A 25,483-nucleotide genomic window follows, 5' to 3' on the forward strand; every position below is an offset into this window, starting at 1 on the left:
CCCGCCCTCGGGGCGGGCCGCGCCCCCGCCCGCCGGCGCATCCGGCGCCTCCCGCGCATCCCGCGCCTCCCGCACCACCGCGGCCGCGGTCTCCGGCCGCACCAGCCCCGCGCCGTCGACTCCTAGAACCCGCAGGCGCGCGCCCAGGCGCGCCCGCGCCGTCCTGGCCGAATCCAGTACCGCCGGGTGCTCCACCGCCGAGACGGCCAGCACCCCACCCGGGACCGCCAAGGCCCGCCCCGCCACCACGAGCCCATCGGCCTCCGTCCCGCCAGAGGTCAGGATCACCTCGTGCGCGTCCACCCCCAGGGCCGCCGCGATCCGGCCCCGCGCCTCGGCCAGGCGCCCCGCCGCCTTCCGGCCCGAGCCATGCAGAGCCGCCGGATTCGCCAGCGCCCCGTCCGCCCGGCCGCCCGCCCCGCCAGCCATCTCAGCCATATCCCGCGCCACCTGCTCGGCAACCTCGGGGCGCGTCGGCGCCGTCGCCGCATGATCGAGGTAGGTCCGCATGGAGGAACCCTAGAGGATCGCCCGACTCAGGCGTCCTGGAGGCCCTCAGGACGGCTCGCCGCTGCGCGGCCGACTCCGCGACCAGGCCTGGGGCGCGGTGCCCCACCTGTTGGGACCCGTTGGGCGGACGATCGGGGAAAGGCGCATGGTGGGCGCATGTCCTCCCAACCCGGCGCGCCCCGCCCCACCGCGCCTCATGAGACCGACCGGGACGCGCCGACCACGCGGCGCGCCCACCGCGCCCGACCCGCCTCCCTCGCGCTACCGATGCTCTCGCGCAGTCAGACCGACCGGGATTCCGCGCGCCGCGCCGAACCGGGGCTCCTGAAGCGCCTCGCCGCCGACCCCGCCACCCGGCTGCTCCTGGCCGATGCCCGGGGGCGCGTGGCGCTCGCGGCCCCCGCCATCCGCCCCGACCTGCCCCTGGATGGACTCACGCCCTTCGAGTCCGCGCCGGAGAGCCTGCGCCTGGCCGATCTGCGCGCCACCGACGCGGACCTGAGCGGGCTGCTCCTCATCTACCTCGGCCGCTCCCCACGCGGCGGCGCGGTGGGCGAGGCGGGAACGGGCGGGCCGGGGGAGGAGGCCGAGGGCGCCAGCTGGATCGCCGCGATCATTCCCGACGGCGCTCCCGCCACCACAGCCGCCGAGCCCCAGGACGCCGAGGGCGCCAGGCGGCCCCACGCCGACCTCGAGCGGATACTCGCGGCCAACCCGCTGTCCGCGCTGCGCGCCGTCGGCGCCGCCCTCGACGCCCACGACGCCGGGCTCGCCACCACCGCCGTCGCCCTGGCCGCCTGGCACGCCTCCGCCCCCCACTGCGCCGCCTGCGGGGCCCGCACCGAGCCCCACGAGGCCGGCTGGGCCCGCCGCTGCCCGCGACCCGGCGGCTGCGGGGCCATCTCCTTCCCCCGCACCGACCCCGCCGTCATCATGGCGGTCACCGACGAGCGCGACCGCATCGTCCTGGTCCACGGCGCCGCCTGGCCGCCCCGGCGCTACTCCACCGTCGCCGGGTTCATCGAGGCGGGGGAGTCCGCTGAGGCAGCCGTCGCCCGGGAGGTCGCCGAGGAGATCGGGCTGCGGGTCGAGGCGGTCGAGCACGTCGCCACCCAGCCCTGGCCCTTCCCCCGCTCCCTCATGCTCGGCTACCGCGCCCGCCTCGCCCCCGGCCAGGGCCCCGCGCGCCCCGACGGCGAGGAGGTCACTGACGCCGCCACTCTGTCCCGCTCGGAGTTGGCGCAGGCCGTGTCCGCCGGGGAGGTCATCCTTCCCGGACCCACCTCCATCGCCCGCCTTCTCATCGAGGACTGGTACGGCGGGGAGCTGCCCGAGGCGCCCGCGCGGAATGCCGAGGCTCGTCCCGAGGAGGGCGCGCCGCGGCGACCGTGAGCGGCGGGCGGATCGCGATAAGCGCCGTCGGAACGCGTCAGTGGGCCGTGGCAGGCTGTCCCCGATGACCAAGCCCAGCCCGACCCCCGACGCCCCCGGCCCCACCCAGGCCGGGCGGCCGCTGAGCCCCGCCCAGCTGCTCGATGCCCTCGACCCCGATCAGCGCGCCGTCGCCGAGCATGTGGAGGGCGCCCTGTGCGTGCTCGCCGGCGCCGGCACCGGCAAGACCCGCGCCATCACCTACCGCATCGCCCACGGCGTGGCCGTCGGCGCCTACCACCCCCACCAGCTCCTCGCCCTCACCTTCACCAAGAAGGCCGCGGGCGAGCTGCGCGGCCGCCTGCGCGCGCTGGGCATCGAGGGCGCCCAGGCCCGCACCTTCCACTCCGCCGCCCTCAGCCAGCTCCGCTACTTCTGGCCCAGCGCCGTCGGCGGGCAGATCCTCCCCCTCCAGCCCGGCAAGGCACCCCTCATCGCCGTCGCCGCCTCCCGCCTCGGCCTGGGAACAGACCGCGCCCTCATCCGGGACCTCGCCGCGGAGATCGAATGGGCCAAGGTCACCAACACCCTCCCCGAGGACTACGCCCAGGCCGCCACCGCGCGCGGGCGCGGCGCCGCCGGGCTCGACGCCGGCACCATCGCCTCCGTCCTCCACCTCTACGAGGAGGCCAAGAGCGAGCGCGGCGTCATCGACTTCGAGGACGTCCTGCTCATCCTCGCCGGCATCCTCGCCGAGCGGGAGGACATCGCCGCCCGCGTGAGGAGCCAGTACAAGCACTTCGTGGTTGACGAGTACCAGGACGTCTCCCCGATCCAGCAGCGCCTGCTGGACCTGTGGCTCGGGCGGCGCCGCCAGCTGTGCGTCGTCGGGGACGTCTCCCAGACCATCTACTCCTTCGCCGGCGCCACCCCGGACTTCCTCACCGGTTTCGCCTCCCGGTACGAAGGCGCCCGCGTCATCCGCCTCAACCGCGACTACCGCTCCACTCCGCAGGTCGTCTCCCTGGCCAACCGGGTACTCGCCCGCTCACAGCGCGGTTCAGGGGCGCTGCGCCTGCCCGCCGGAGCCGTCGAGCTCGTCGCCCAGCGCCCCAGCGGCCCCGCCGTCCGCTTCGACTCCTACGACGATGACACCGCCGAGGCCGCGGGCGTCGTCGAGCAGGTGGGGCGGCTCACCGCTGCCGGAGTGCCCCTGTCCGAGATCGCCGTCCTGTACCGCACCAACTCCCAGTCCGAGGCCATCGAGCAGGCGCTGGCTTCCGCGGGCATCGGATACCTCGTGCGCGGCGGGGAGCGGTTCTTCGAGCGCGACGAGGTCAAGCGCGCCATGGTGCTGCTGCGCGGCGCCGCCCGCACCGAGGCCGCCACCCTCACCGGGGACGTCGCCCGCGACGCCCGGGAGATCCTCGCCCGCGAGGGCTGGGCCGAGCAGCCCCCCGCCGCCCGCGGCGCCCAGCGCGAGCGCTGGGACTCCCTCAACGCCATCATCTCCCTCGCGGACGAGCTCGCCCCCCGCCCCGGCTCCAGCCTCGACGCCCTCATCGCCGAGCTCACCGAGCGCGCCGAGGCGCAGAACGCCCCCACGGTCGACGGCGTCACCCTGTCCTCCCTCCATGCCGCCAAGGGCCTGGAATGGGACGCGGTGCTCCTCATCGGCGCCTGCGAGGGGCTCCTGCCGATCTCCCTGGCCGAGGGGATCGCCGCCCTGGAGGAGGAGCGGCGCCTGCTCTACGTGGGCGTCACCCGCGCCCGCGAGCACCTCCTTATCTCCTACGCCCGCGCCCGTCACCCCGGGGGCCGCGCCTCCCGCCGCCACTCCCGCTTCCTCGACGGCATCTGGCCCACCGACGCCGGCACCGCGGGAAGCGGGGCGCGCCGTCGGGGCAGTGGCGGCACCTCGCCGCGCGCCCGCGCCAAGGAGGCCGCCGCCCTCTTCGAGCAGGAGAACGACCCCGCCACCATCGCCCTGTTCGAGGCCTTGCGCGCCTGGCGGGCCGAGGAGGCCAAGGGGCGTTCCGTGCCGGCCTACACGGTCTTCGCGGATACGACCCTGCGGTCCATCGCCGTCGTCAAACCGGGCACCCGACAGCAGCTCGCCCTCATCCGCGGCGTGGGCCCGGTCAAGATCGAGGCCTACTCCGAGGCCATCCTCGCCATCGTCCGCGAGCAGACCGGCTAGGGCCCGGCCTATTCCGATTCCAGCGCCGCGCAGGCGCACTCCGGATGCGGCAGCCACTGCCGCTCCAGGCCCAGGGGCTCGGCCCCGGAGATCTCCAGGCTGCGGCCCGCCCACGTCCCCGGCCCATCAGCCAGCGCCTCCAGGACCGTCCTCGCCACGAGCCCCGACGCCTGATGCGCCAGAAGCCGCTCGATGCGCGGCGCGGGCAGGCCGCGTTCCTGCGTGGCCACCACCGGCCACCGCGGGTCGGCGTCCCGCTCATGCAGATCGAGGCAGGCGGCGCACAGGGCCCGGCCCGGCTCCAGGAGCGGGCCGACCCGCACGCTCACCTCCCGCACCACCACGGGCAGATGAGGGGCGTCGGCCCGCGCCAGGCTCCGCGCCCGGATCGGGTCGATGAGATGCGGCTCCACGGTGAGCATGAGGTCGGGGACCGCGCGCAGCGGGGCCCGTCGCGCCGTCGTCGGGAAGGACTGGGCGACAGCGGCGTCGAGGGCCGGGTCCTCGGCCAAGACCGTGCCCACCCCGGCCTCGGCGAGGAGGGCGGTGGCCTCACGGGCGATCAGCCCCGACGCCCCGTCGTCGAAGCGCCCCAGGACCGCCAAGCGGGCCTCACCCAGGCGACGGGCGCGCGCCGAGGCGCCGCCGGGGGAGCGCAGGCGCTCCCAGTACAGGAGGTCGTCGGCCTCGCGCCCCCCGACCGGGAACGGCTCCTCATGCAGCATCCCGGCCTCGCGCAGCCTCCCCACGAGTTCGTGGGCGCGACGCAGGGGCAGGCCGGCCAGGCGCGCTGAGCGGGACAGCGAGACCCGGTCGATGCCTTCGTCGAGGCGGTCGATGAGCCGCTGCTCCGCCGCGCTCATCCCCGTCAGGACGATGGCGTTGCCCGCCTCGGCTCCGATCTGGCACTCTCCGGGGCCCCGCCACAGGACGGGGGACGCTCCGCGCAGGCGCATGACGATGCTCTCCTCACGGCCGCCATGGGGACGGGGGACCGGTGAGCCGGTGGCGGGGCGGCCAGCATCAGCCTGGCACCCCAGGCGGCGCCGTGCCAGGGGGGCGGGAGAATCTGTGGAAAACCACCCGTCTCCGCAGGCTGAGAACCGGTTTCGATGCTGTTTTCGACCGGTCTCGGCCCGGGGGCGGGGCAGGTCCTACGACGGCGGGGCCGGCATCGGGGTACCTTGAGCGATGCGCCGGGCGGGCCGTACTGCCGACGCCTCCCGGGGCGCCAAGCGCAGGAGGAGACATGAGCAGCAGCACGCCGATCCGCATCGGGGCCATCGACCTGGGCCCATCCGCCGGAAGGGTCATCGTCGGCACCATCGACGACGGCCGCATCACCCTGACCGAGACGCGGCGCTTCTCCAACAGCGCTATCCCCCTGCCCACCCGCGCCGGTGAGCGCCTCTATTGGGACGTCCTGCGCCTGTGGAGCGAGATCCGCGAGGGACTGCTCGCCGCGGTGCGCGACATCGGGCCCCTGTCCGCCATCGGCGTGGACGCCTGGAGCGTCGACTACGGCCTGGTCGATGGCAACGGCGTTCCCGCCGGCATGGTGAGCGCCTACAACTCCCCGCGCACCAAAGGGATGCCTGAGCGCTTCTTCGCGGCGATCCCCGCTGGAGAACTCTACCGCATCAACGGCCTGCAGGTTCAGGAGTTCAACACCGTCTTCCAGCTCCTCGCCGAAGACCTCGACGGCGGACTGCCCTCTCCCGGCAACGGCCTGCCCTCCCGGACCCTGCTCCTCCTTCCCGATCTCATCGCCTGCTGGCTCACCGGATCGATGTACGCCGAGGTCACGAATGCCTCGACCACCGGACTGGTGGATGTGAGGACCCGCAGTTGGTCCCGCCCGCTGGTCGAGCGCCTGCGCACCGACTTGGGCCTGGACCTGGTGGGGGTGCTCCCCGAGACGATCGAGGCGGGCGCCGTCGTCGGACCCGTGCGCCGCGATGCCCTTGAGGTCTTCGGGCCGGACGGCGCGCCCACGCCCGTGGTCGCCGTCGGCTCGCGCGACACCGCCTCCGCCGTCGTTGCCGTGCCCGCCCAGGGTGAGGACTTCGCCTACGTGTCCTGCGGGACCTGGTCGCATGTGGGGCTCGAGTTGGAGAGACCCGTGCTCTCCGAGGCCTCCCGGCGCGCCAACTTCACCAACGAGCTCGGCGTTGACGGAACTGTGCGCTACCTCAAGAACGTCGTGGGGCTGTGGGCGCTCAACGAGGCCGTGCGCACCTGGGGGCGCCAGGGGCTCGACGTCTCCCTGGAAGACCTCGACGCCGCGGCCGAGTCCAGCGAGCCGCTGCGCACCATCATCGACCTCGACGACGGCTCCTTCCGGGCCCCGGGGGACATGGCTGCCCGCATCGATGACGCCGCCCATGCGACCGGGCAACCGCGCCCCCGCACGATCGGCGAGTACGCGCGGTGCATCAACGAGTCCCTCGCCCTGGCCTACCGGAGAGCCGTGCGCGAGGCCATGGCGCTGTCGGGCAAGCGGGTGGGTGTTCTGCACATGGTCGGCGGGGGAGTCCGCAACCGCCTTCTGTGCCAGTTGACCGCGGACGCCACCGGCCTGCGTGTGGTGGCGGGGCCCGTCGAGGCCGCCGCGCTGGGGAGCATCGCCGTCGCGGCCCGCGGCGTCGGGCTCATCGACGGCGACCTGGCGCGGTTGCGCTCCCTGGTGCGGGCCTCCTCGGAGATCGTGGAGTACGCGCCGAGCCCCGAGGCCGCGGCCGCCTGGGACGCCGCTGAGCGCCGGGTCTTCGGAGAGCCCGAGCCTCAATCGTGAACCACAGCCCGGCGCGCGGGAGCGAGCGGCGGGCGCCTGTGGACGGGGACCCGGTCTCGGAGCTGTTTTCGACCGGTCTCGATCGAGGGGTGGTCAGCGGGAGGCGACCGCTTGGCAGGTGGTGAGGGATGAGGTGTCGTCGTCGGCGATGCCCTCGGCGGCCTTCACGGCCTCATGCAGGTTGGACACCGCGTAGACCTCCATGCCCTCGGGCTCATGGCCCAGGACATCCCCGCAGTTGCTCGCGGGGGCGAGGAAGTAGCGCGACCCCGCGGCGGAGGCGCCCGCCATCTTCTGGGCGATGCCGCCGATGGGCCCGATCTTGCCATCGGAGGAGATCGTCCCCGTTCCGGCGATGTCCTTGCCGCCGGTCAGATCCCCCGGGGTGATCTTGTCGACGATGCCGAGGGCGAACATCGAACCGGCGCTCGGCCCGCCCACGTCCGACAGGGAGAAGGTCGCGCTGACATCCGAGTTCGCGCGCACATCGAGCATGACGCCCAGGAGCGAGCCCTCGCGGCCCGAGCCCTTCCCCGGGGCGAGGGTCGTCATCGTCAGGCTGACGTCCTGCCCGTCCCGCCTCACCACGACCTGGACCTCGGCTCCCGGCGCGATGGTCGTCATGAGCTCCTGGAGCTGGGCGTAGGTGGCCGGAGAGGTCGTCGTCCCGCCCGCGGGCGTGATCGAGCGGATGACGTCCCCGGCCTTGAACACGCCGTCGCCCCGCTCCTGGGAGGTCCCCCGCACGGTGAGCACCATAGAGTCCGCCAGCCCGGTCTCCATGAGCGCGGCGGTCACCGCCGCGTCCTGCGAGCTCGTCATCTGGGCCTGCTCCACCTCGTGCTGCTGCTCGGCGGTGACGCTCTCGGGGCAGACCCGGTCGCGGTCGAGCACGACCTCATCGGGGTCGAACCAGGCGTGGATGACGTCCAGAGCGGTCACCGGGTAGCCCGGGCAGCCGGAGACCGCCACCGTGGTCATCCGCAGCGCGCCCCGCGCGTGATAGGTCTCGGCGCCGGAGATGCTGATGAGTTCGGTGGACTGGCCCTCGGACTGGACGGTGCCGAGCACGTTCCAGGTGCGCCCTGGGCTCTCGATGACCTTCGGGACGGGGATCGTCGCCGCCGCGATGAAGGCCAGGACCCCCAGCGCCACCCCGGCCAGGAGCCAGCGCCAGGGGTGAGCGATGTGCGGGCGGCCCCCGGCGGCCTCAGGGGCGGCCCCCGCGTCCGGAGCCGCGGCGGTCGGCTCCTGGGCGGGTGAGGCGGAGGCGGGGAGCGTCGGGTCGGGATGCTCGGTCACGGGCCCCATCATGGCCCACGGGGCGGCCCCGCGCCCACCCGCCCCGCCCCGTTCCGTGATCGCGCTGCGGGCGAAGCGCGTACCCGGCGCGCGGGCGCCCATGGCACGATCGTGCCGTGCCCCGCGGGCGGTTCTTTCAGCGCCCGCCGCCCGGCAGCGCCCCGACGTCAGCCAGTTACCACCGCCAGGGAGGAACCCCATGAGCGAGGACCCCTTCGAGACCCTTGAGGAGCTCCTCTCCGCGATCCTCGGGCCGCAGACCGCGCGCGATGCCGTCGCCGCCCTGCGATCCTCCGGCATCGATCCCGAGCGGCTCGCCTCAATGGGCGGGATGGAGGAGCTCGCGCGCATGAGCCCCGGGCAGGCCATGGCGATGCGCGCGCAGCTGTCCCAGATGTTCGCCGCCTCCTCATCCGAGCCCGTCAACTGGACCATGGGCCGTGACCTCGCCCTCCAGCGGGCGCGCGAGGGCGGCGACCCCACCGTCACGGCCGCGCAGGCCCAGGCTATTCGCCAGGCCCTGACCGTCGCCGATCTCTGGCTGGACACCGCGACCGAGTTCATGCCGGCCCCCGGTGGGCGCGAGGCCTGGAGCCGCGAGGCCTGGCTCACTCGGACCATGCCCGTGTGGAAGGACGTCTGCGCGCCCGTCGCCCAGGCCGCCACTCGCGCCCTCTCCGAGGCCCTGGCCCACCAGATGCGGGGCCTGGGCGAGGCTGTGGGGGAGGAGGTTGTGGGTGAGGCCTCCAAGCAGGCCGGCGCCCTGGAGGCGATCATGCGCACCATGGCCGGCGCCGCCTTCGGCATGCAGCTCGGCCACGCCATCGGGCGGCTCGCGCAGGAGGCCGTCGCCTCCACCGAGGTCGGCCTGCCGCTGACCCGCGAGCCCGGCACCGCCCTCCTGCCCGCCAACATCAGCGCCTTCGCTGCCGATTTGGAGGAGGACGAGGAGGAGGTGCGGATGTTCTTCGCTGTGCGGGAGGCCGCCACCGCGCGCCTCTACGCGCATGTCCCCTGGCTGCGCGGGCAGGTCATGAGCGCCGTGGAGGCCTACGCCCGCGGCATCGCCATCGACACCGACGCCGTCGAGGCGGCCGTGGCGCAGGCGGACCCGCATGACCCCGAGGCGATCCAGGCCGCCCTGGCCGGGGGGATGTTCTCCCCGCAGTCCAGCCCCGAGCAGCTCGAGGCCCTCGGCCGCCTTGAGACCCTCCTGGCCCTCATCGAGGGCTGGGTGCAGGTGGTCACCGAGCGGGCGATCGCCGCGCATCTGCCGCGAGGCATGGCGCTAGCCGAGATGATGCGGCGCCGTCGCGCCGCCGGCGGTCCCGCTGAGCAGGTCTTCGCCCAGCTCATCGGCCTGGAGTTCCGCCCCCGGCTCGCCCGTGAGGCAGCCGAGTTGTGGCGGCGCATCGGCGCGGAGTCCAGCGACGCCGAGCGCGACGCCTTCTGGCAGCACCCCGACGTCATGCCCACCGCCTCCGAGCTCGCCCACCCCGAGGACTTCCTGACGATGCGGCGGGCAGACAAGGACATGGACGCCGAGATGGACGCCGATCTCGCCTCGCTGCTCGACGGCACCCTGGGCTACACCGACGCCGCCCGTGAGGCGGACAGGGCCGACCAGGGCGGGCGCGGGGAGCAGGACGGGGGCCCCGGCCCGGACGGGCCCGGCGCCCCCGGTGAGGAGGCCTGAGGCGCTGAGCCCCGGCGCCCGGGCGAGGCTCAGATGAAGGTGGCCCGCAGGGCCTCCGCCAGGCCCGGCACCAGGTCGGGGCCCTGGGCGACCATGGCGGGGGAGTCCTGGGAGCGGGCGCGCACCGCGCACCACGCCTCATTGGAGCGCAGCGCCCCGACGACGACGCGCACCTCCTCACGATCCGGCCGGCTCTCCAGGTAGGCCAACTGCTCGGCCTCGTCCTCGATCGCCGCGGCCTCCGCCTCCGCCTCCGCCGGCAGGATGATGCGCTCCGCGGACACGGCCACGCCGTCGATGCTCATCGGCCAGGCGAGCTGGGTGAGCAGGTCCTCCAGCGTGGACGAGGGCGGCAGGTCCTCCTGCTCGACGATCATGAGCGACTCCGGGTTCTCCCTCGCCGCCTCCACGGCGCCGGGGTCCAGGAGGTCGGCCAGGGAGGGGTCGGCCTGGAGGGCGGCCGAGGTACGCACCAGCGCGAAGACCGCCACGGGGGCGTCCCAGCCCCGCTTCGCCATGTGCTCCTCGAGCTCCATGACGGCGTCGGCCAGGGCGACGTGGCGCGGCGAGCCGAGCGCGAGGCGGCGCGCGGCCCCAGTAACGGACGGGTTCTCCCCAGGGAAGGTCGGCTGCGTCATGCGCCTATCCTCGCACCCTCCTGCCCGGTCACCCCGTCCACCCCGGCGCCGATCGGCGCGTCCCGCTTTGATCGCCGTCTCGCGCCTATGGGACCATGGGGCCCGGGCGCCTCAGCGCCGACCAGCCCGCGCGAGAGCCGCGCGGCACCAGCGACGGAGCGTGATCGTGAGCAACAGGTCCGACGACGACCCCATCGAGCAGCCAGATCCCGACCGGCCCGAGGGCGCGCCCCGGACCCCGTCCGAGGGCGCCAAGGACTCTCAGGGGCCTAAGGGACCGAAGGGGCCGAGGAAGCCCGGGGGCTCGGCGGGCTCCGCGGACGAGCCCAGCAAGGAGGACCGCGTCCGCTCGGGAATGTTCTTCGAGGGTGACGCCGCCTTCCTGCGCCACCTCGGCGATGCCCTCAAGGCCCATGACCCCGGCCCGTCGGACGACGGCGGAGACGAGGGATCGCGCGGTGGAAGCGGCGGCTCCGGCGGCTCTGGGGGATCCAGTGGCGGGCGCGGTGACGGCCCCTCGCGGCGCCCCTCCTCAGGCGCCGGGGGCGCCGGCGCCTCACGGCGCCCGGGACCGCTCTCCCTGACGATCGGCATCCTGGCCGGGGCGGCGGCGATCATCGGCTTCCTCTCGCGCTCATGGACGGAGGTCCTCTGGTTCAACCAGCTGGGCTACCAGCGGATCCTCTGGACCCACTGGGCCAGCGCGGGGGCGCTGTTCGTCGTCGGGTTCGTCATCATGTTCCTGGCCACCGGTGGTGCGATGGTCGCGGCCTACCGCGCCCGCGAGATCGAGGTCCCCACCGATGAGGCCACTCGCAATCTAGAGGCCTACCGCACGCTCGTCGAGCCCTCCCGCCGGCGCCTGGCCTGGCTCATCCCGGCGTTCGTGGCGCTGGCTGGCGCGGCCTGGGAGCTCGCGCCCAAGTGGCAGCAGTTCCTCCTGGCCTTCAACGCTGAGCCCTTCGGGGTGACCGACCCGCAGTTCGGCATGGACATCTCCTTCTACGTCTTCATCCTGCCGGTGCTCACCACGGTGGTCGGCTTCCTCATCCGCGTGGTCATCTTCGCGGGCCTGGCGAGCGTGGCCGTCCACTACCTCTACGGCGGGATCGCGGTGGCGCGCGCCCAGCACTTCACCCGCGCCGCGCGCATCCACCTGACCGGCCTCATGGCGGCCCTCAGCCTCCTGCTGGGCGCGCGCTACTGGCTGACCCGCTACACCTCGCTGCACTCCTCGAACTCCAAGTTCGACGGCGCCGCCTACACCGACGTCAACGCGGTCCTCCCCGCCCAGGGGATCCTGGCGGCCATCGCCGTCGTCATCGCGGTGCTGTTCATCGCCTCGATCCGCTCCAGCTCGTGGCGGCTGCCCATCATCGGCGTCGTCGTCATGGTGGCCTCGGCCCTGGTCATCGGGACCGGCTACCCGGCGGTCGTCCAGCGCTTCGTCGTCGAGCCCAACGCGCAGCGCGAGGAGGCGGAGTACATCGGCCGCAACATCAAGGCCACGCTGGCCGCCTACGGCCTGAAGGACGCCAGTCTGACCGCCTATGACGCCAAGACCACGGCCGAGCCGGGCCAGTTGCTGGAGGACGCGGAGTCGACGGCGTCGATCCGCCTGCTCGACCCCGGCCAGATCTCGCCGACTTTCCGCCAGGTCCAGCAGAACAAGCAGTACTACTCCTTCCAGCCCCGCCTGAACGTGGACCGCTACCAGATCAACGGCAGCAGCCGGGACACGGTTATCGCGGTGCGCGAGCTCAACCTCAACGGCATCGGGAAGGACCAGCGGAGCTGGATTAACGACCACACCGTGTACACCCATGGCTACGGCGTCGTCACCGCCTACGGCAACACGGTGGCCTCCGACGGCAGCCCCGCGTTCTGGGAGGGAGGCATCCCCTCCCGGGGTGATCTGGGCTCCTACGAGCCGCGCATCTACTTCGGCCAGTCCTCCCCCAAGTACTCGATTGTCGGCGGGGACGACGGCGGAAGCCCCCACGAGCTCGACTACCCCGATGACACCGCCCCCAACGGCCAGGTGAACTCGACCTTCGCCGGCGACGGCGGCCCCAGCGTGTCCAACTACTGGAACCGGTTGCTGTACGCGGTGAAGTTCCAGGAGATGAACCTCCTGTTCTCCAAGGAGGTCCGGGAGGGCTCCCAGATCCTGTACGACCGCAATCCCGCCGAGCGCGTCGCGAAGGTCGCCCCCTGGCTCACGCTGGACGGCAACCCCTATCCGGCCGTCGTGGATGATGATGACGACCCCTCCACCCCCAAGCGCGTCCTGTGGATCCTCGACGGCTACACGACGACGAACAACTACCCGTACTCCCAGCACGAGTCCCTCACGGCGGCCACCGGCTCGAAAGACCTGGTCAGAGCACCTAAGGAGTCGAACTACGTGCGCAACTCCGTCAAGGCGGTCGTTGACGCCTACGACGGCTCGGTGCGCCTGTTCGAGTGGGACCAGGAGGATCCGATCCTCAAGGCCTGGTCAAAGGCGTTCCCTGGCGCGGTGACGCCGATGAGCCAGATGAGCGCCGACCTCATGGCGCATATGCGCTACCCGGAGGACCTGTTCAAGGTGCAGCGCTCCATCATGGCGAAGTACCACGTCCAGGATCCCGCCAGCTTCTACTCCGGCGGCGACTTCTGGCAGGTCCCCGACGACCCGACCCGGGATGCCGACCCGAGCAAGCAGGGTGATTCCCCGCAGGACCCCTACTATCTGAGCCTGAAGATGCCCGACCAGGACGCGGCGAGCTTCTCCCTGTCCAGCGTCTTCATCTTCCCGGGGCGCACGGTGCTCACCGCCTTCATGGCGGTGGACTCCGAGACCTCCTCCGGCCAGCCGGGGGTGCGCAACCCGAACTACGGCAAGATACGCGTCCTTGAGCTGCCCAGGTCCTCGAACATCCCGGGGCCCGGCCAGGTCCAGGGCAACTTCAACTCCTACAACGAGGCCTCCACGGTGCTCAACCTGCTGTCCCAGCAGGGATCCCAGGTGATCAAGGGGAACCTCTTGACCCTCCCCGTGGGAGGCGGCCTGCTGTACGTCCAGCCGGTTTACGTCCAGTCGTCCTCGGGCACGCAGTACCCGCTGCTGCGCAAGGTGCTGGTGTCCTTCGGTGACAAGGTGGGCTTCGCGGACAGCCTGTCCGGCGCGCTCGACCAGGTGTTCGGTGGCGACTCCGGGGCCAAGACGGGCCAGGAGGAGGTCAATGGCGATACCGCGGCCGCCAACGGCACCTCGACGGCGCCCATCGACTCCGGCGGGGCGGGGGCGGGCGCTCCCGCCGCGGATCCCTCAGCGGCGGCCAGCCCCGCGCCGACCCCCGCTCCGAGTTCCCCGGCGACGACGGCGCCCGCCGCGCCCGCGCCCAGCGCCTCCGCGGCCGGCTCGACCGGCGATCCGGCGACGGACCTCCAGACCGCCCTCGCCGACGCCCAGGCGGCGTTGACCGATGCGGACAAGGCGCTCAAGGCCGGTGACTGGGCGGCCTACGGCGATGCGCAGAAGCGCGTCGACGCGGCGATCTCCCGGGCCATCGACGCCCAGGGGAAGCTGAACGGCAAGTAGGGACCACGGGATCGGCCGGCCGGGCGGGGAGCCCGGCCGGCCGGACTTCTGGTGAGGAAGCGCACGCTCTGGCGGCTTGAAGGCGGGCGCTGGCCCGGGCTAGAGTTCTTCTCGCCGACGCGGGGTGGAGCAGTTCGGTAGCTCGCCGGGCTCATAACCCGGAGGTCGCAGGTTCGAATCCTGTCCCCGCTACGAGACCGGAGGCCCCGGCACCAGCAGGTGCCGGGGCTTTCTGCTGCCCGGGCACGTACGGGGCGGGCACCCACGAGCCGTCGGCAGCGCGAGTGGGATAGAGATCCTCGATCGCGATGCCGAACGTCTCCGCGGCGATGACGAGGTCGCCTGCGGTCCAGCGGACCTTCCCGCGGAGTCGGCTGGAAACGCTCTGCCCAGGGACTCCGATGAGTTCGCCAAGGTTGGCCCTCGTCATCCCGAGGGCGAAGAGGTGCTGCTGCACGGTGAAGCCGATCGCGGCGTCGAAGCCGTCGAGCGCTTGGGCTTGTCTTCCAAGACTCTGTGAACGCATGGAACGAGCGTAACAAATGAACCCTGATGATTCAAGTAGCACTTGCAACTCCAATCGAAGTGCCGCATCCTTGCTCTGTGAATGAATCCTCAGATGTCAAACGCAATGAGGCGCTCCTCTCGGCTCGCCAGGTCATTGACCGTTGGCCTGATGCGGGACTGAGCCGGGCCCAGCTCTGGCGCTGGGCGCGAGACGGACTCATCGCAAGTGTCAGGCTCCCGTCTGGCCGCGTTCGATTCCCAGAGTCAGAGATTGAACGCATGCTTGCACCCCAAGCGGCTCCGTCTGTGGGGTCTGCGGCGTCGACTGTGGATGTTCCTCCTGGTCAGGCGATGTTGTCGTGGCCGGGGGCGCCGACTCCGCCGACGCCTGCCTCCAGCGTTGGGGGTGAGGGCTCATGAGGGGGCGTGGTGTGACGTCTGGTGGCGGCGTGATGTCGGTTGCTGAGTGGCTGGTCGGGGACTGGCCGCGGCCGGTGGTGCGGTGCCCGGGGACTGGTGAGGGCGGGAGGGCCTGCCTGGCTCAGGTGTTCGCGGGCGGGGTGGATTCCACGATGGTGGAGCCTGTGTGGCGGTGCCCGGGCCATGTGCCGGGATGTGACCGTGCGCGCGGTGGGGCCGGCGGGCCGGGTGCTTCCGGGTGGTGGTGCCTGGACGGGCCACGGGGTGGGGAGCGTGTGGGCGTCCTGCCTGAGGCTGTGCGCGCCGCGGTGGGCTCTCTGGGTGATGCGGGCCTGGAGGAGGGTGTGGCGTGCGTGCAGGCCACGGAAGTGCGGTGGGGTCTGGACTGGCAGATGAGCGCTGGTGATGTGGCCTGGCGGGTGGGTAGTGACCCGGGCCGGTGGGTCACGTCTACCGCCCAGGGCCTGGCTGGTGACCTAGGAGTGGCGTGGGACCGCCACCTGGAGCGGTTGGCGCCCTGCCGGCAGGTGTGTCGGCGGGCGGTGGGTCTGGCGCGGCTGGTGGGCGTTGACCTGGGTGGGCGGCCGGTCGTGGTCGACGCCTGGGGAGGGTTGTGCGAGTTCGGCGTCCGCTTGCCGTCGGGCCGCCACGTCAGGGTGTCGGTGCCCGGCCCTGAGGCTCCGGTGGGGGTCCGCGTGGACTGGGGGCCCTGGATCGAGGGCTTGGACGAGGCTGCTTGTGTGGACCTGGTCAGGAGAGCGTTATGAGTGGTGAGGCGATGGCCTGGGCCAAGCGGTGCAGCAGCGCTGGGTCGGTGGCGCAGCTGGTGCTGATGCTGATGGCGGACTGGGCTGACCACGAGGACAAGGCGTGGCCGGGGATCAGGACGCTGGCGGGGATGACGGGCCGTAGCGAGCGGACCATCATCCGGGCGATCAAGCGCTTGGAGGAGGAGGGGCTGATCGAGAAGTCCGCGCGCTCGGCGTGGTGCTCGATGGACAACCCTGTCTGCCGGGCGAAGGGGCCGCATAAGCACCGCACGTCCAACGTCTACCGGCTCAACGTCGGGCAGGTCGCCCGCAGCCAGCAGCAGGTGCCGCCGGGCCCCGGCGTGGAGCCGGCGGGTCCCAACAATGACAAAGTGTCACTAATGGAGAAAACCGCGGAATCTCGCGGAAGTTCCATAAGTGACAAAACGTCACCTGTGGGTTCCAATAGTGACAAAACTGGCAGTCCATTAGTGACACCGGTGTCACCTGTTTGTAACAGTGACACTCCAGAGAACTACCCACCAGACCGGACCGGACCTGAGCGTGAGGTCGTCGCGCGTGACGACGTCGACGGTCGGGTCGGGTCTGGTCCGGTGGGCGCGCCCGGGGAGGGCCTTCCGGCGTCGTCGGCTGCGCCGCCTCGCCGGATGCCGGCCCGGGCGGTCAAGGTCTCCAGGGCTGACCGGGCGGTCCTGGGGGCGTTCCTGCCCGAGGCGATGGTGGCCATGGATCCGGCCGGGGCGCTCACAGTGGTGCGGATGTTGCGCGAGCGCTCCGAGGCCGGTTGGGCGCCCTCCCAGGTGCGCCGCCTCATGGACCAGCCGTTGCCGGAGTCGGTGGGGCGCATGTCGTCCCTCGTCGCCTCGCGCCTGGAGCGCAACGTTCCCGTGGACGGTGCCCCCGTGCGGGCCGCGCGGTTGTCCGACGATGAGCTCCAGGCCGCCCGTCAGCGTCGCGCCGACGCCCTGGCCAGCCACCACCGGCGGCAGGCCGACCCACGCTTCGCGGCGGCCCTGGAGCGCGCCAGGGCCGCGCTGGGCGCGGGAGCGAGCCGCCTGGAGGTGGCCCAGGAGGCCCACCGGCTCCTAGACGCCCAGCGCGCCGCCGGAGCCGGGGCGTCGCCGTGAGTCGGACCCCTTTCGCAGTCCCGTTGTTTTCCCTGTGATTCCTTGAGGAAGAAGTGGTTCTTGTGAGCGTGAGCGCGTGCGATCGGATCGTGATGCCGCCGGTAGTTGGTCATGGGGCCGTGCCATGGCGGGTGTGGGCCTCTCGCTTGGGCGGGCTGTTCGCCACGGAGCGGGCCGTGGTGAGCTGCCTGGCGGGCCTGGCGGATTGGCGCGGTGAGCTGATCTGCTCGACGTCGTGGATGGTGGGGGTCACCGGGGCGTCGCGATCGTCGGTGATGCGGGCTCTGGCGGGCCTGGAGGCTGGTGGGGCGCTGGCCCGGCGTCGACGCTACCGGCCGGCCCCGGCGGCGGGGGATTGGCGGGGATCGGGCAGGCTCTCTCGCGGGGCGTCACTGATCACGCTGCACGCGGCGCGGGTGGTTCCTGAGGTCGAGGAGGCCTGGGTGGCGCGCGAGTTGCCGGACTTCTGCTCCAGGGGCCCGTACGTGGGCACGGACGACGACGAGGGGCTGCGGTCGGCGATCCTGACAGCCTCGGCCGAGGGGTGGGAGGGACCTGCCACGGGCGTGGTGGCCCGCTCCCTGGATGCGGCCACGGGCCGCCAGCTGGCCCAGGCGGTCAAGCGAGGCGTGGTGTTCTCGGCTCTGGGGCGCGAGGAGTCGCGCCTGGACACGATGGGGTGGGCCTGGCAGGTGCTGCGCATGTCGGAGGAGGCGATCGCCTCGGCGGCCAGTCCCTGGGGGTACTGGACGGCCTCGACGAAGAACCAGGTGTCCCGGTGGCGCGACGCCGCGTCCCCGGAGGAGTCGTTCGACCCGTCGATGATGCCGATCGTGTCCGATCCCCTGCCAGGTGAGTGCGACGCGCCGCTGGTGGGAATCGGGGAGATCGGGCCTGTGCTGGGCGGGGCGGTGGAGGCCCTGGTGGTTGCCGGGGTCGATGAGACGCTGGCATGGGCGGGCATGCGGCGGGTCGCCGAGTTGGCCATGTCGGCGTCCTCGCGCGCGCACACCAGCGCGGCCCAGGACCCGCGCCTAGCCGATCTGGGCTACTCCCCGGCGGCCGCGCGCAGGATGATGACCCTGGTCAAGGGGTCGCGGCGCGGCACGAAGGCCCCCGTGCTGGGCCTGGGCCCCGACCAGTTGCGCGAGAGAGCCCAGGAGGTCGCGGACCTGGTGCGAGATAGTGGCGTTCCCGCTCTCACCACATGATGTGTCGCGGTTCACATTATGGTTGGTGGCGCGGTGGGACCAATAGCGCCTGGTCAGGTGGTGATGGCAGTGATCTCGCGGGCAAGGGCGCGGGCTAGGTCGGCGGGGTCGATGTGGGCGTCCTCGTCGATCAGCGCGGTGCGGGCCTGGGCTGCCAGGCAGCGCCAGATGGTGATGTCCGGCTCCTCGTCGTCCTCCCACCGGGGCTCGCCCATGGGGATGGCGAGTTCGTCGATGTAGTAGTCGAGGGCCTCCTGGTAGGTGGTGATCCAGGGGGCGGCGAGGGGGATGAGGCGGTCGGTGGGCCCGTCGGGGCCCACCCCGGCCGGGCGCGAGCACCACTGGGGGCGCGCCAGGCACATGTCGAGTTCGATGGCGGCGGGCCGGGTGCCGGGGTGGTCGCCGATGATGATGAGGCCGGGGTCGCTCAGCGCGGCGATGGCCTGGGCGGCCTGGGCGGCATCGAGGGCGTCGAGGTCGGTGGTCGGGCCCACGGGGGCTTCGTCGGTGATGACCTGGGCGTGCAGGCGGTAGCAGTAGACCTCGGCGCCCTCCGGAATGCGCCAGGCGGGAGAGGCCATGATCATGGCGAACTCGCTGCGGGGGGTCTCGGTGCGCAGACGGCGCAGCGCCTGGGGGGCCTGGGCCCGGCTGGTGGCCTCCAGGCCGACGACCGGGGGGTTGTCGGGAGGAGTGGCGCCCCTGGCCATCCACTCGTGGTCGATCTGGGCGCGCGCTGCCATGGGCGCTCCTCCCCTTGTTCCAGTGGTCGCTGATCGGTCCTATGGATGCAGGCTACCGGCCCCGAGCGCGGATCGGGGCAGGTGGGGGGCTGGCGTGCTCACACCGGGCACGGCTCGGGCAGGAATCGAGTCGAGGAGGTCGTCTGTGGCGCAGCCCGTGAGCGCGATCAACCCGTACCTGCCCCGATCCGCGCCCGGCCCAGCCGCCGGACGGGAGCGCCGCCGCAGGCCGGAGTCCCGGCCGCTGGCGGTGTGGGTGCCGGGCGCCGAGGTGCCCGAGGCCCCCGGCCTGCCGTGCGCCCCCGCGCCGGCCGGGGCGGGGGACGGGCACCTGGTGGTGGTCGGCGCGCACGGCGGCGCCGGGGCCTCGACCCTGGCTGCGCTCCTGGGCGCCGTCGATGGAGGAGGGGCCTGGCCCCTCCTCGGCGGGGGGCGGGCCCGGGTCCTGATCGCGGCGCGCACCAGCGTGCGCGGCATCGAGGCCGCCCAGCGGGCGGCCATGCAGTGGGCCCGCGGCGACATCGACGCGGACCTGGTGGGCGTGGCGTGGATGGCCGACGCCCCCGGGCGCCTGCCCAGGGCGCTGCGGTCGAGGCTGTCGCTGGTGACGGGGGCCTTCCCTGAGAGCTTCCGGGTGCCCTGGGTGGGCGCCTGGCGGGCGGGCGGGCCGGGAACCGGCCCCGTGCCCAAGGCCGTAGCGCGCGCCCTGGCGCCGCTCACGGAGCACGAGAAGAACGGAGAACACTGATGAGCATTCTCAACGCCACGGGCGGGTACCTCCTGGCCCGCGCCGGCGAGATCCAGGCTGGCTTGGCCCCGATGGACCCCGTTGTCAGCACTCCGCCGGGAGTCGGCGCGAAAGTCGACTTGATCCTGGGCTATTTGATGTGGATCGCCGGGTCGGTGGCAGTGGCCGCGTTCATCATCGGCGGGATCTCGATCATGTTCCTGGGCATGGGCCGGGGCGGTGACGGCCTTCAGCGGGCTGCCGAAATTCTGATCTACGTCTTCGTCGGCGCCGCGGTCGTGGGCGCCGCCAGCGCCCTGGCTAAGTTCTGATGGGATCGGACATGGAAGCAGTGGATGAGACCAGGAACACCGATGGACGCTGGGCCGGGACGCATACCAAGAGATTCGCCGGAGCGGCGGCCGTTCTGGCCCTAGCGGTCGCGGGAGGAACCTGGGTGGCCCTGACCGGCTCGGGCGGTGATCCCAGTGGGACGGGCGCCACCCAGGATCCTCCCGCAACCAGTCAGGCGAGCCAGGAGCCACTAGCCCCCGTCGGTGGGGAGGTGGCCGCGCCATCGGCGAGCGCCGGGGCGGAGTCGGTTTGTGGGTTGGTGCCGGGCGATCTGTCGGTGCCCACTGGCGCCTTGGGCGCGGGGACGACCACTGCGGGCAGGGGGTTGAAGGTCCCGTTCTTGGACGGGGTCGGGCCGGGCGCGACCTCCCCGCTGGGGGTGTCTTCGTGCTACGCGCACTCCCCCAGGGGGGCGGTGCTGAGCGCGGGCGGCTTCATGACCTGGTTCTCCTCCAAGCAGCAGTTGCTCGACATGGTTCACGACCGCATGGAGGCCGGCCCCGACAGGAACCGCCTGGCCGCCAAGATCTCCCAGACGTGGGGAGGCGAGATCGGCGCGCCCCTGCAGATCAGGGGCTACAAGGCGACTCTGCGCTCGCCCGACGAGGTCGTGGTCACCCTGGCCGTCGTCCAGGCGGGCGACTCCCGCCTGGTGTCCTGGCCGCTGACCATGGTCTGGTCCGAGGGCGACTGGAGGGTGCGGGTGCCCAACAACGAGGCCTGGGGCGAGGAAGCCATCACCTCCCTGGAGGCCGCAGGCATGAGCCCGTGGCAGTGAGCGCGCCCCGGGCGGGGATCGGCGAGCGATGACAATGAGAGGGGACCGGGGATCATGTCGTGCCATTTCTGGGAGCTGACGTGCAAGGCTGGCGAAGCGGCGACAAAAGCAACGGAGAATGTGCTGGTCCACGCCGCCCAGGAGGTGCTCACCGCGATCGGCAAGACGCTGACGAGTGTGGGCACCATGTGGGTGAACGTGTCCACCCCGAACCTGAAGCCGGCCGGGTCGGCGTCGATGGGCGGCGGGCAGACGATCGTCGACTTCATCGGCCCGCGCCTGGTGTGGCTCCAGATCGCGATCTTCACCGGCTGCCTGATCACCATGGGGATCAAGATGATGTGGTCGCCAGACTTCAGCACGGTGCGCGAGCTCGTGGCCGGCTGGCTCAAGATGGTGATCATCTCGGGGGCCGGCGCGGTGTTCGTCAATCTGGCCGTCGAGGTGTGCGACGGGTACTCCAAGTGGATCGTCTCTGAGGCCGTCGGGTCCGAGGCCGATGCCGCCACGTTCGCCTCCAAGATCCTGGACGCCAGCACCGTGACGGCCGGCGGGACGGGGATCATGGTGATCCTGGTCGCCGGGCTGCTGGGCCTGCTGGCCAACCTGGTGCAGACCATGATGATCTACGGGCGCTCGGCGATGCTGGTGCTGCTGGTGGCCTTCCTGCCGGTGGTCGCCTCGGCCGCCATGACCAACTGGGGCAGGCAGTGGCTCAACAAGTTCGTCAGCTGGCTGATCGCCTTCCTGGCGTTCAAGCCGGTGGCCGCCACCATTTACGCCATCGCGATCCGCCTGGTGGCGGGCACCGGCAGTGATGACGAGTTCACCCAGTTCATCCTGGGCGTCATCATGATGATTCTGGCGGCCCTGGCCCTGCCGTCGCTGGTGGGCTTCCTGACCCCGGTGGCGGCCGGCGTGGGCGGTGGCGGCGGCGGTTCCGGGGCGGCCGGCGCCGCGGCCCTGGTGGCCAATGGGGCCGTGGCGACCAGGCAGATGGGCGCGTGGGCCCGCGGCGCTACCGGGCCCGCCGGGCGTAGCGGCGGGGCCGGTAGTGCTGGTGCCGATGGCGCGGTGGACTCCGCCCCGGTGGCCGGACGGCCCTCCCAGGCCCCGGCACCCACACCGCCGGCGGCCGGGGCCGGGGCGGCCAGTGGAGGAGCCGCAGCGGGTTCCGGGGCGGCCGGTGGAGGAGCCGCAGCGGGTTCCGGGGCGGCCGGTGGAGGAGCCGCAGCGGGTTCCGGGGCGGCCGGTGGAGGAGCCGCAGCGGGTTCCGGCGCTGCGGCCGGGCCCGTGGGCGTGGCGGCCGTGGTGGGGGTCAAGGCCGCCTCCGCAGGCGTCAGGGGCGCTCAGGGCGTGGCTCACTCGGCGACCGACCAGGGGGCGGCGGCCAATGGGGCCGTCGATGTCTCCGGGCAGGGGAGGCGGTGACCCATGAGTTCGACGAGCCAGCAGGAGCAGGTCGTGCGCTACTACTCGGGGTGGCGCGTCCCCAAGAGCTTCGGCATCGGGCGCCTGTCGACGGCCCAGACTGCCGCCGTGTTCGCCGTGGGCGCCGGCGCGGTCATCATCGAGATGGCCGCGGGCCTTGTGTGGGCATTCTTCATGGTGGCGCTGTGCGCCGCACTCGGCGCGGTGTCCCTGATCAGGGATCAGCACGGCACGAACTTCTACGACAGGAGGCGCGAGATGAGCGCGTTCAGGAGGGCGCGCCGCAGGGGCGCCAACGTCTACCGATCCGGCCCACTGGGGGTCGACGGGCGCCTGGGGCGGGCCTTCCGCCTGCCCGGCATCCTCGCCTCGGCCGGGCTGACCGAGCACACCGACGCCCTGGAGCGGCCCTTCGCCCTGGTCAGTCACCAGGACGGGCGCGTGACCCTGGTGATGGAGGTCTCCCCCTATGGGCGCAACCAGACCCACCAGGAGCACATCAACTCCCTGGTGGGCCTGTGGGGTGCCTGGCTTGCCGGCCTGTCACGCCAGTTGGGGGTGACCGACGCCTCCGTGACGGTGGAGACCAGTCCGGACACCGGGCGGCGCTTGCGGCGCGAGATGGCCGACGACGTCAGCGCCGACTCCACGCCCCTGGCCGAGCGGATCGTGATGGACGTGGTGGACTCCACGCGCGAGTCCGCCGTGCAGGTGCGCACCTGGGTGACCGTCTCATTCGACACCAGGCAGATCTCCCAGGCCTCCACCCGCCGGGCCCGCCACGCCCAGGCGGTGCGCGAGCTGGCGTCCAAGGCCCCGGCGATCACCCAGACCCTGGCGGCCCACGGCGGTGGCGCGGTCCACCTGGCGCGCGCCGAGGAGGTCATCCGCATGGCGCGCGTGGCCTACGACCCGCGCAGCGAGATCCTCTTCGAGGAAGCGGCCGCCCAGGGCCTGGCGGTGGACCTGGGCTGGCACGAGGCCGGGCCGGTGTCCCATGAGGCCGTCAGAGACGCCTACCACCATGACTCCGCGACCTCGAAGGTCTGGCTGATGAGCCAGGCCCCGGCCGGGCGGGTGCGCGACACTGTCCTGGAGCGGATCCTGGAGCCGAGCCCGGACGTCGAGCGCAAGCGTTTCACGATGCTGTACCGCCCCATGCCGGCGTCCAAGGCCCCGGGGGTGGTTGAGCGCGACGCCGACCAAGCCGATAACCGTCTGGCGACATCCAAGCGGCCCTCGGCGCGCCTGAGGAGGGAGGCTTCCCAGGCGCAGAAGGCCACCGAGGAGGAAGCCTCCGGCGCTGCGCTGGTCGATTTCGGGGCGGTGCTGACGGTGACGTCCACCCAGGCCGACTCCGCGCGGGCCCTGGAGTCCACCGCCGCGATCGTGGAGTCCATGGCGGCCTCCTCCCACCTGCTGGTCCGACCCGCCTACGGCGCCCAGGAGTCCGCCTTCGCCCTGGGCCTGCCCCTGGGGGTCTCCCCGAGCCGTCAGAGCCTGGTGGGCAGGTGGGCGCGATGAGCCTGGCATCGGCCCTGGTCGAGAGAGCCTGCGGGCGCCGGCGCGCCGCCGGGCGCGAGTCTGTCTACACCGGTCGGGGCTCGGGGCAGGGCCCGGGTGTGCCGCCCGTGCGCCTGTGGAGGGGGACGACCCAGCAGGTGTGCGGCCTGTGGCCGTTGAGCCAGTCGGCCGAGGCCCCGATGATCGGCGCCCCGCTGGGCGCGATGATCGGAGGGTCGGGCATGGTGTGCGGGGACCACATCACGTGGTTCAAGCAGGGGCTGATCACCTCCCCGTCGGCGCTGGTGCTGGGCCTGAACGGCTACGGCAAGTCCTCCCTGGTGCGCCGGGTGATGACGTACCACGCCTACTCGGGGACCCACACGATGGTGCTGGGGGACATCAAGCCCGACTACGTCGACCTCGTCCGGGCCCTGGGCGGGCAGGTCATCGAGATCGGCCGCGACGGGGAGGGCATCAACCCCCTGGACGCCGGCAACGTCGGGGACGCTGCTGCGCGCCTGCGGGCCGCCGGCTTGGACCAGGCCGCCGCCGATGTCCTGTACCAGGCCCACGAGCGGCGCAAGACCATGCTCTTCTCCCTGATCCAGATCAGCCGCGGCTCCGCGCCGACCAACCTTGAGGAGCTCGTCGTCGACGAGGCCCTGAGAGTCATGGACATCGACTCCTCCCGGGGCCAGGCCACCCTGGGCGACCTGCTGGGCATCATTCGCAACGCCCCGGCCTCGGTGATGGAGGTCGCCATGGCCCGCGGCTCGCGGAGCCGCTACCAGGAGCGCACAGAAGACCTGGAAATCGCCCTGATGGCCCTGCTGCGCGGCCGCATGGGCTCGATCTTTTCGGCGCCAACCACCACCCCTATGCGCATCGACCGCTCGGTGGTGTTCGACGTCTCCGCCCTGGAGCAGGCCAACAAGGACCTCCAGGCCGCCGTGCTGCTGTCGACCTGGAGCTACGGGTTCGCCACCATCGCGCTGTCGCAGTCCCTGGCCGACGCCGGGCTGCTGGCACGGCGCAGCTACAACTTGGTCATGGACGAGCTGTGGCGCATCCTGGGCACCTCCTCGGGGATGGTCGACAGGATCAACTCCCTGACCCGCCTCAACCGCACCGTGGGGTGCGGCCAGATGATGATCACCCACTCCCTAACCGACTTCACCGCTCTGGCCTCCGAGCGGGACCGCGCCCAGGCCAGGACCTTCGCCGAGAAGGCGAACATGCTCTACCTGGGGGCGATCTCCGACCGTGAGATCGACGCCCTGCGCGGGGTGAAGGCCTTCAATGACGAGGAGATTGCCACCTTGATGTCGTGGAACGCCTCGGCCGCGTGGGACCGGTGGGCCAAGGCCCCTGGGCCCCTGCCGGGCCTGGGCAAGATGATGCTCAAGACCTCCGGGGCTCCGGGACTGGCTTTCCAGGTGCGCTTCGCCCCCGATGAGGAGGTCCTGTCCGACACCTCCAGGCGGTGGGGCGTCAACCGGGGGAGGGTGCGGTGATCAGGCTCGTACGCGCCATCAGTGATCGCACCGCCTCCTGGGACGGCCAGGCCCGGGCCATGGCGTGGGCCCTGTTGGCGGGGTTGCCCGCCTGGGTGTGTCTGCAACTGGGTGAGCGCGCCCGCGCATGGGCCGCGGGGCAGAGCCCTTCCCTGCCCGCCAATCCGATCACGATGGTCATCGCCTTGTTGACTGGCCGGGCCGGCGGGGCGGGGCTGTGGGCCTGGGCCGGCGCGATCGCCGCGGCGGGAGCGCTGGTGGGCGCGGTGATGGGCCGGCGCGCCGGGGGCCGCCCCGG

Annotated in this window: 20 protein-coding genes, 1 tRNA gene and 1 pseudogene; 17 read left to right on the forward strand and 5 right to left on the reverse strand. The window is 72.5% G+C overall.

Going from position 1 to position 25,483, the window contains the following annotated elements:
* The coding region (locus GVV75_RS09005) for an aminotransferase class V-fold PLP-dependent enzyme (protein WP_159814398.1) at positions 1-510 on the reverse strand (510 nt) is incomplete at its 3' end.
* Between the two features lie 267 nt (positions 511-777).
* On the opposite strand from GVV75_RS09005, the gene nudC reads away from it, so the two are divergent.
* Complete coding sequence (gene nudC, locus GVV75_RS09010; protein WP_159814412.1) at positions 778-1,902, forward strand: NAD(+) diphosphatase; 1,125 nt, start codon at positions 778-780, stop codon at positions 1,900-1,902.
* Between the two features lie 64 nt (positions 1,903-1,966).
* Entirely contained in the window at positions 1,967-4,081 is a 2,115-nt protein-coding gene (locus GVV75_RS09015) for an ATP-dependent helicase (protein WP_159814400.1), read from the forward strand.
* A gap of 8 nt (positions 4,082-4,089) precedes the next feature.
* On the opposite strand, the gene GVV75_RS09020 is transcribed toward GVV75_RS09015, so the two are convergent.
* Positions 4,090-5,037 (reverse strand): thiamine biosynthesis protein ThiF, encoded by a 948-nt coding sequence (locus GVV75_RS09020; RefSeq protein ID WP_159814402.1) that lies wholly within the window; start codon positions 5,035-5,037, stop codon positions 4,090-4,092.
* 293 nt (positions 5,038-5,330) lie between these two features.
* Between GVV75_RS09020 and GVV75_RS09025 the strand changes: the two genes are divergently transcribed.
* Positions 5,331-6,875, forward strand: a complete 1,545-nt coding sequence (locus GVV75_RS09025; protein WP_159524449.1) for a rhamnulokinase — start codon at positions 5,331-5,333, stop codon at positions 6,873-6,875.
* A gap of 93 nt (positions 6,876-6,968) precedes the next feature.
* On the opposite strand, the gene GVV75_RS09030 is transcribed toward GVV75_RS09025, so the two are convergent.
* Positions 6,969-8,186, reverse strand: coding sequence for a YlbL family protein (locus tag GVV75_RS09030; protein WP_442858390.1), 1,218 nt, complete (start codon positions 8,184-8,186; stop codon positions 6,969-6,971).
* A gap of 190 nt (positions 8,187-8,376) precedes the next feature.
* Here GVV75_RS09030 and GVV75_RS09035 point away from each other — a divergent pair, with 190 nt between their 5' ends.
* Entirely contained in the window at positions 8,377-9,873 is a 1,497-nt protein-coding gene (locus GVV75_RS09035) for a zinc-dependent metalloprotease (RefSeq protein WP_159814406.1), read from the forward strand.
* A gap of 29 nt (positions 9,874-9,902) precedes the next feature.
* Here GVV75_RS09035 and GVV75_RS09040 read toward each other — a convergent pair whose 3' ends face one another.
* Complete coding sequence (locus tag GVV75_RS09040) at positions 9,903-10,511, reverse strand: PPA1309 family protein (RefSeq protein WP_159814408.1); 609 nt, start codon at positions 10,509-10,511, stop codon at positions 9,903-9,905.
* 166 nt (positions 10,512-10,677) lie between these two features.
* Between GVV75_RS09040 and GVV75_RS09045 the strand changes: the two genes are divergently transcribed.
* The 6 genes and pseudogenes from GVV75_RS09045 (at position 10,678) to GVV75_RS09065 (ending at position 18,132) form a co-directional block, all read left to right on the forward strand.
* Entirely contained in the window at positions 10,678-14,097 is a 3,420-nt protein-coding gene (locus GVV75_RS09045) for a UPF0182 family membrane protein (protein ID WP_159814410.1), read from the forward strand.
* Between the two features lie 118 nt (positions 14,098-14,215).
* Positions 14,216-14,289: transfer RNA gene (locus GVV75_RS09050), tRNA-Met, on the forward strand.
* A gap of 360 nt (positions 14,290-14,649) precedes the next feature.
* Positions 14,650-15,024, forward strand: coding sequence for a helix-turn-helix domain-containing protein (locus tag GVV75_RS10540; RefSeq protein ID WP_159524444.1), 375 nt, complete (start codon positions 14,650-14,652; stop codon positions 15,022-15,024).
* Between the two features lie 838 nt (positions 15,025-15,862).
* Positions 15,863-15,928: pseudogene (locus GVV75_RS10545) on the forward strand (hypothetical protein); the annotation flags it as partial.
* A 513-nt stretch (positions 15,929-16,441) separates the two neighbouring features.
* The gene (locus GVV75_RS10375) at positions 16,442-16,921 is read left to right on the forward strand and encodes a hypothetical protein (RefSeq protein WP_235905660.1); all 480 of its coding nucleotides are present in this window, start codon (positions 16,442-16,444) and stop codon (positions 16,919-16,921) included.
* 443 nt (positions 16,922-17,364) lie between these two features.
* Positions 17,365-18,132 (forward strand): hypothetical protein, encoded by a 768-nt coding sequence (locus GVV75_RS09065; RefSeq protein WP_159524442.1) that lies wholly within the window; start codon positions 17,365-17,367, stop codon positions 18,130-18,132.
* Positions 18,133-18,185: 53 nt separating this feature from the next.
* On the opposite strand, the gene GVV75_RS09070 is transcribed toward GVV75_RS09065, so the two are convergent.
* Positions 18,186-18,875, reverse strand: a complete 690-nt coding sequence (locus tag GVV75_RS09070; protein WP_159524441.1) for a hypothetical protein — start codon at positions 18,873-18,875, stop codon at positions 18,186-18,188.
* A gap of 145 nt (positions 18,876-19,020) precedes the next feature.
* Here GVV75_RS09070 and GVV75_RS09075 point away from each other — a divergent pair, with 145 nt between their 5' ends.
* The 7 genes from GVV75_RS09075 to GVV75_RS09105 all read left to right on the forward strand — a co-directional run.
* Complete coding sequence (locus GVV75_RS09075) at positions 19,021-19,623, forward strand: DUF6668 family protein (protein WP_159718630.1); 603 nt, start codon at positions 19,021-19,023, stop codon at positions 19,621-19,623.
* Positions 19,623-19,934 (forward strand): hypothetical protein, encoded by a 312-nt coding sequence (locus tag GVV75_RS09080; RefSeq protein ID WP_159524650.1) that lies wholly within the window; start codon positions 19,623-19,625, stop codon positions 19,932-19,934. Before GVV75_RS09075 ends, GVV75_RS09080 begins: the two co-directional genes overlap by 1 nt.
* Before the next feature lie 437 nt (positions 19,935-20,371).
* Complete coding sequence (locus tag GVV75_RS09085) at positions 20,372-20,734, forward strand: hypothetical protein (protein ID WP_159524651.1); 363 nt, start codon at positions 20,372-20,374, stop codon at positions 20,732-20,734.
* A gap of 120 nt (positions 20,735-20,854) precedes the next feature.
* Positions 20,855-22,165, forward strand: coding sequence for a hypothetical protein (locus GVV75_RS09090; protein WP_159524652.1), 1,311 nt, complete (start codon positions 20,855-20,857; stop codon positions 22,163-22,165).
* Between the two features lie 3 nt (positions 22,166-22,168).
* A complete protein-coding gene (locus GVV75_RS09095; protein WP_159524653.1) occupies positions 22,169-23,689 on the forward strand; it encodes an SCO6880 family protein in 1,521 nt (506 codons plus the stop codon).
* Positions 23,686-25,185: an ATP/GTP-binding protein gene (locus GVV75_RS09100; RefSeq protein WP_235905723.1), complete on the forward strand. Its 1,500-nt coding sequence runs from the start codon at positions 23,686-23,688 to the stop codon at positions 25,183-25,185. The genes GVV75_RS09095 and GVV75_RS09100 overlap by 4 nt, the downstream gene beginning before the upstream one ends.
* The coding region (locus GVV75_RS09105) for a hypothetical protein (RefSeq protein WP_201288749.1) at positions 25,182-25,483 on the forward strand (302 nt) is incomplete at its 3' end. The genes GVV75_RS09100 and GVV75_RS09105, both read left to right, overlap by 4 nt.

Origin of the sequence: Actinomyces sp. zg328, from assembly GCF_009829635.1 — a bacterium.
Lineage (GTDB): Bacteria > Actinomycetota > Actinomycetes > Actinomycetales > Actinomycetaceae > Actinomyces > Actinomyces marmotae.

Coding starts and splice junctions, on each gene's coding strand:
- nudC (WP_159814412.1), top strand. CDS start 778: ATGCTCTCGCGCAGTCAGACCGACCGGGATTCCGCGCGCCGCGCCGAA.
- GVV75_RS09015 (WP_159814400.1), top strand. CDS start 1,967: ATGACCAAGCCCAGCCCGACCCCCGACGCCCCCGGCCCCACCCAGGCC.
- GVV75_RS09020 (WP_159814402.1), bottom strand. CDS start 5,037: ATGCGCCTGCGCGGAGCGTCCCCCGTCCTGTGGCGGGGCCCCGGAGAG.
- GVV75_RS09025 (WP_159524449.1), top strand. CDS start 5,331: ATGAGCAGCAGCACGCCGATCCGCATCGGGGCCATCGACCTGGGCCCA.
- GVV75_RS09030 (WP_442858390.1), bottom strand. CDS start 8,186: ATGGGGCCCGTGACCGAGCATCCCGACCCGACGCTCCCCGCCTCCGCC.
- GVV75_RS09035 (WP_159814406.1), top strand. CDS start 8,377: ATGAGCGAGGACCCCTTCGAGACCCTTGAGGAGCTCCTCTCCGCGATC.
- GVV75_RS09040 (WP_159814408.1), bottom strand. CDS start 10,511: ATGACGCAGCCGACCTTCCCTGGGGAGAACCCGTCCGTTACTGGGGCC.
- GVV75_RS10540 (WP_159524444.1), top strand. CDS start 14,650: ATGATTCAAGTAGCACTTGCAACTCCAATCGAAGTGCCGCATCCTTGC.
- GVV75_RS10375 (WP_235905660.1), top strand. CDS start 16,442: ATGCCGGCCCGGGCGGTCAAGGTCTCCAGGGCTGACCGGGCGGTCCTG.
- GVV75_RS09070 (WP_159524441.1), bottom strand. CDS start 18,875: ATGGCAGCGCGCGCCCAGATCGACCACGAGTGGATGGCCAGGGGCGCC.
- GVV75_RS09080 (WP_159524650.1), top strand. CDS start 19,623: ATGAGCATTCTCAACGCCACGGGCGGGTACCTCCTGGCCCGCGCCGGC.
- GVV75_RS09095 (WP_159524653.1), top strand. CDS start 22,169: ATGAGTTCGACGAGCCAGCAGGAGCAGGTCGTGCGCTACTACTCGGGG.
- GVV75_RS09100 (WP_235905723.1), top strand. CDS start 23,686: ATGAGCCTGGCATCGGCCCTGGTCGAGAGAGCCTGCGGGCGCCGGCGC.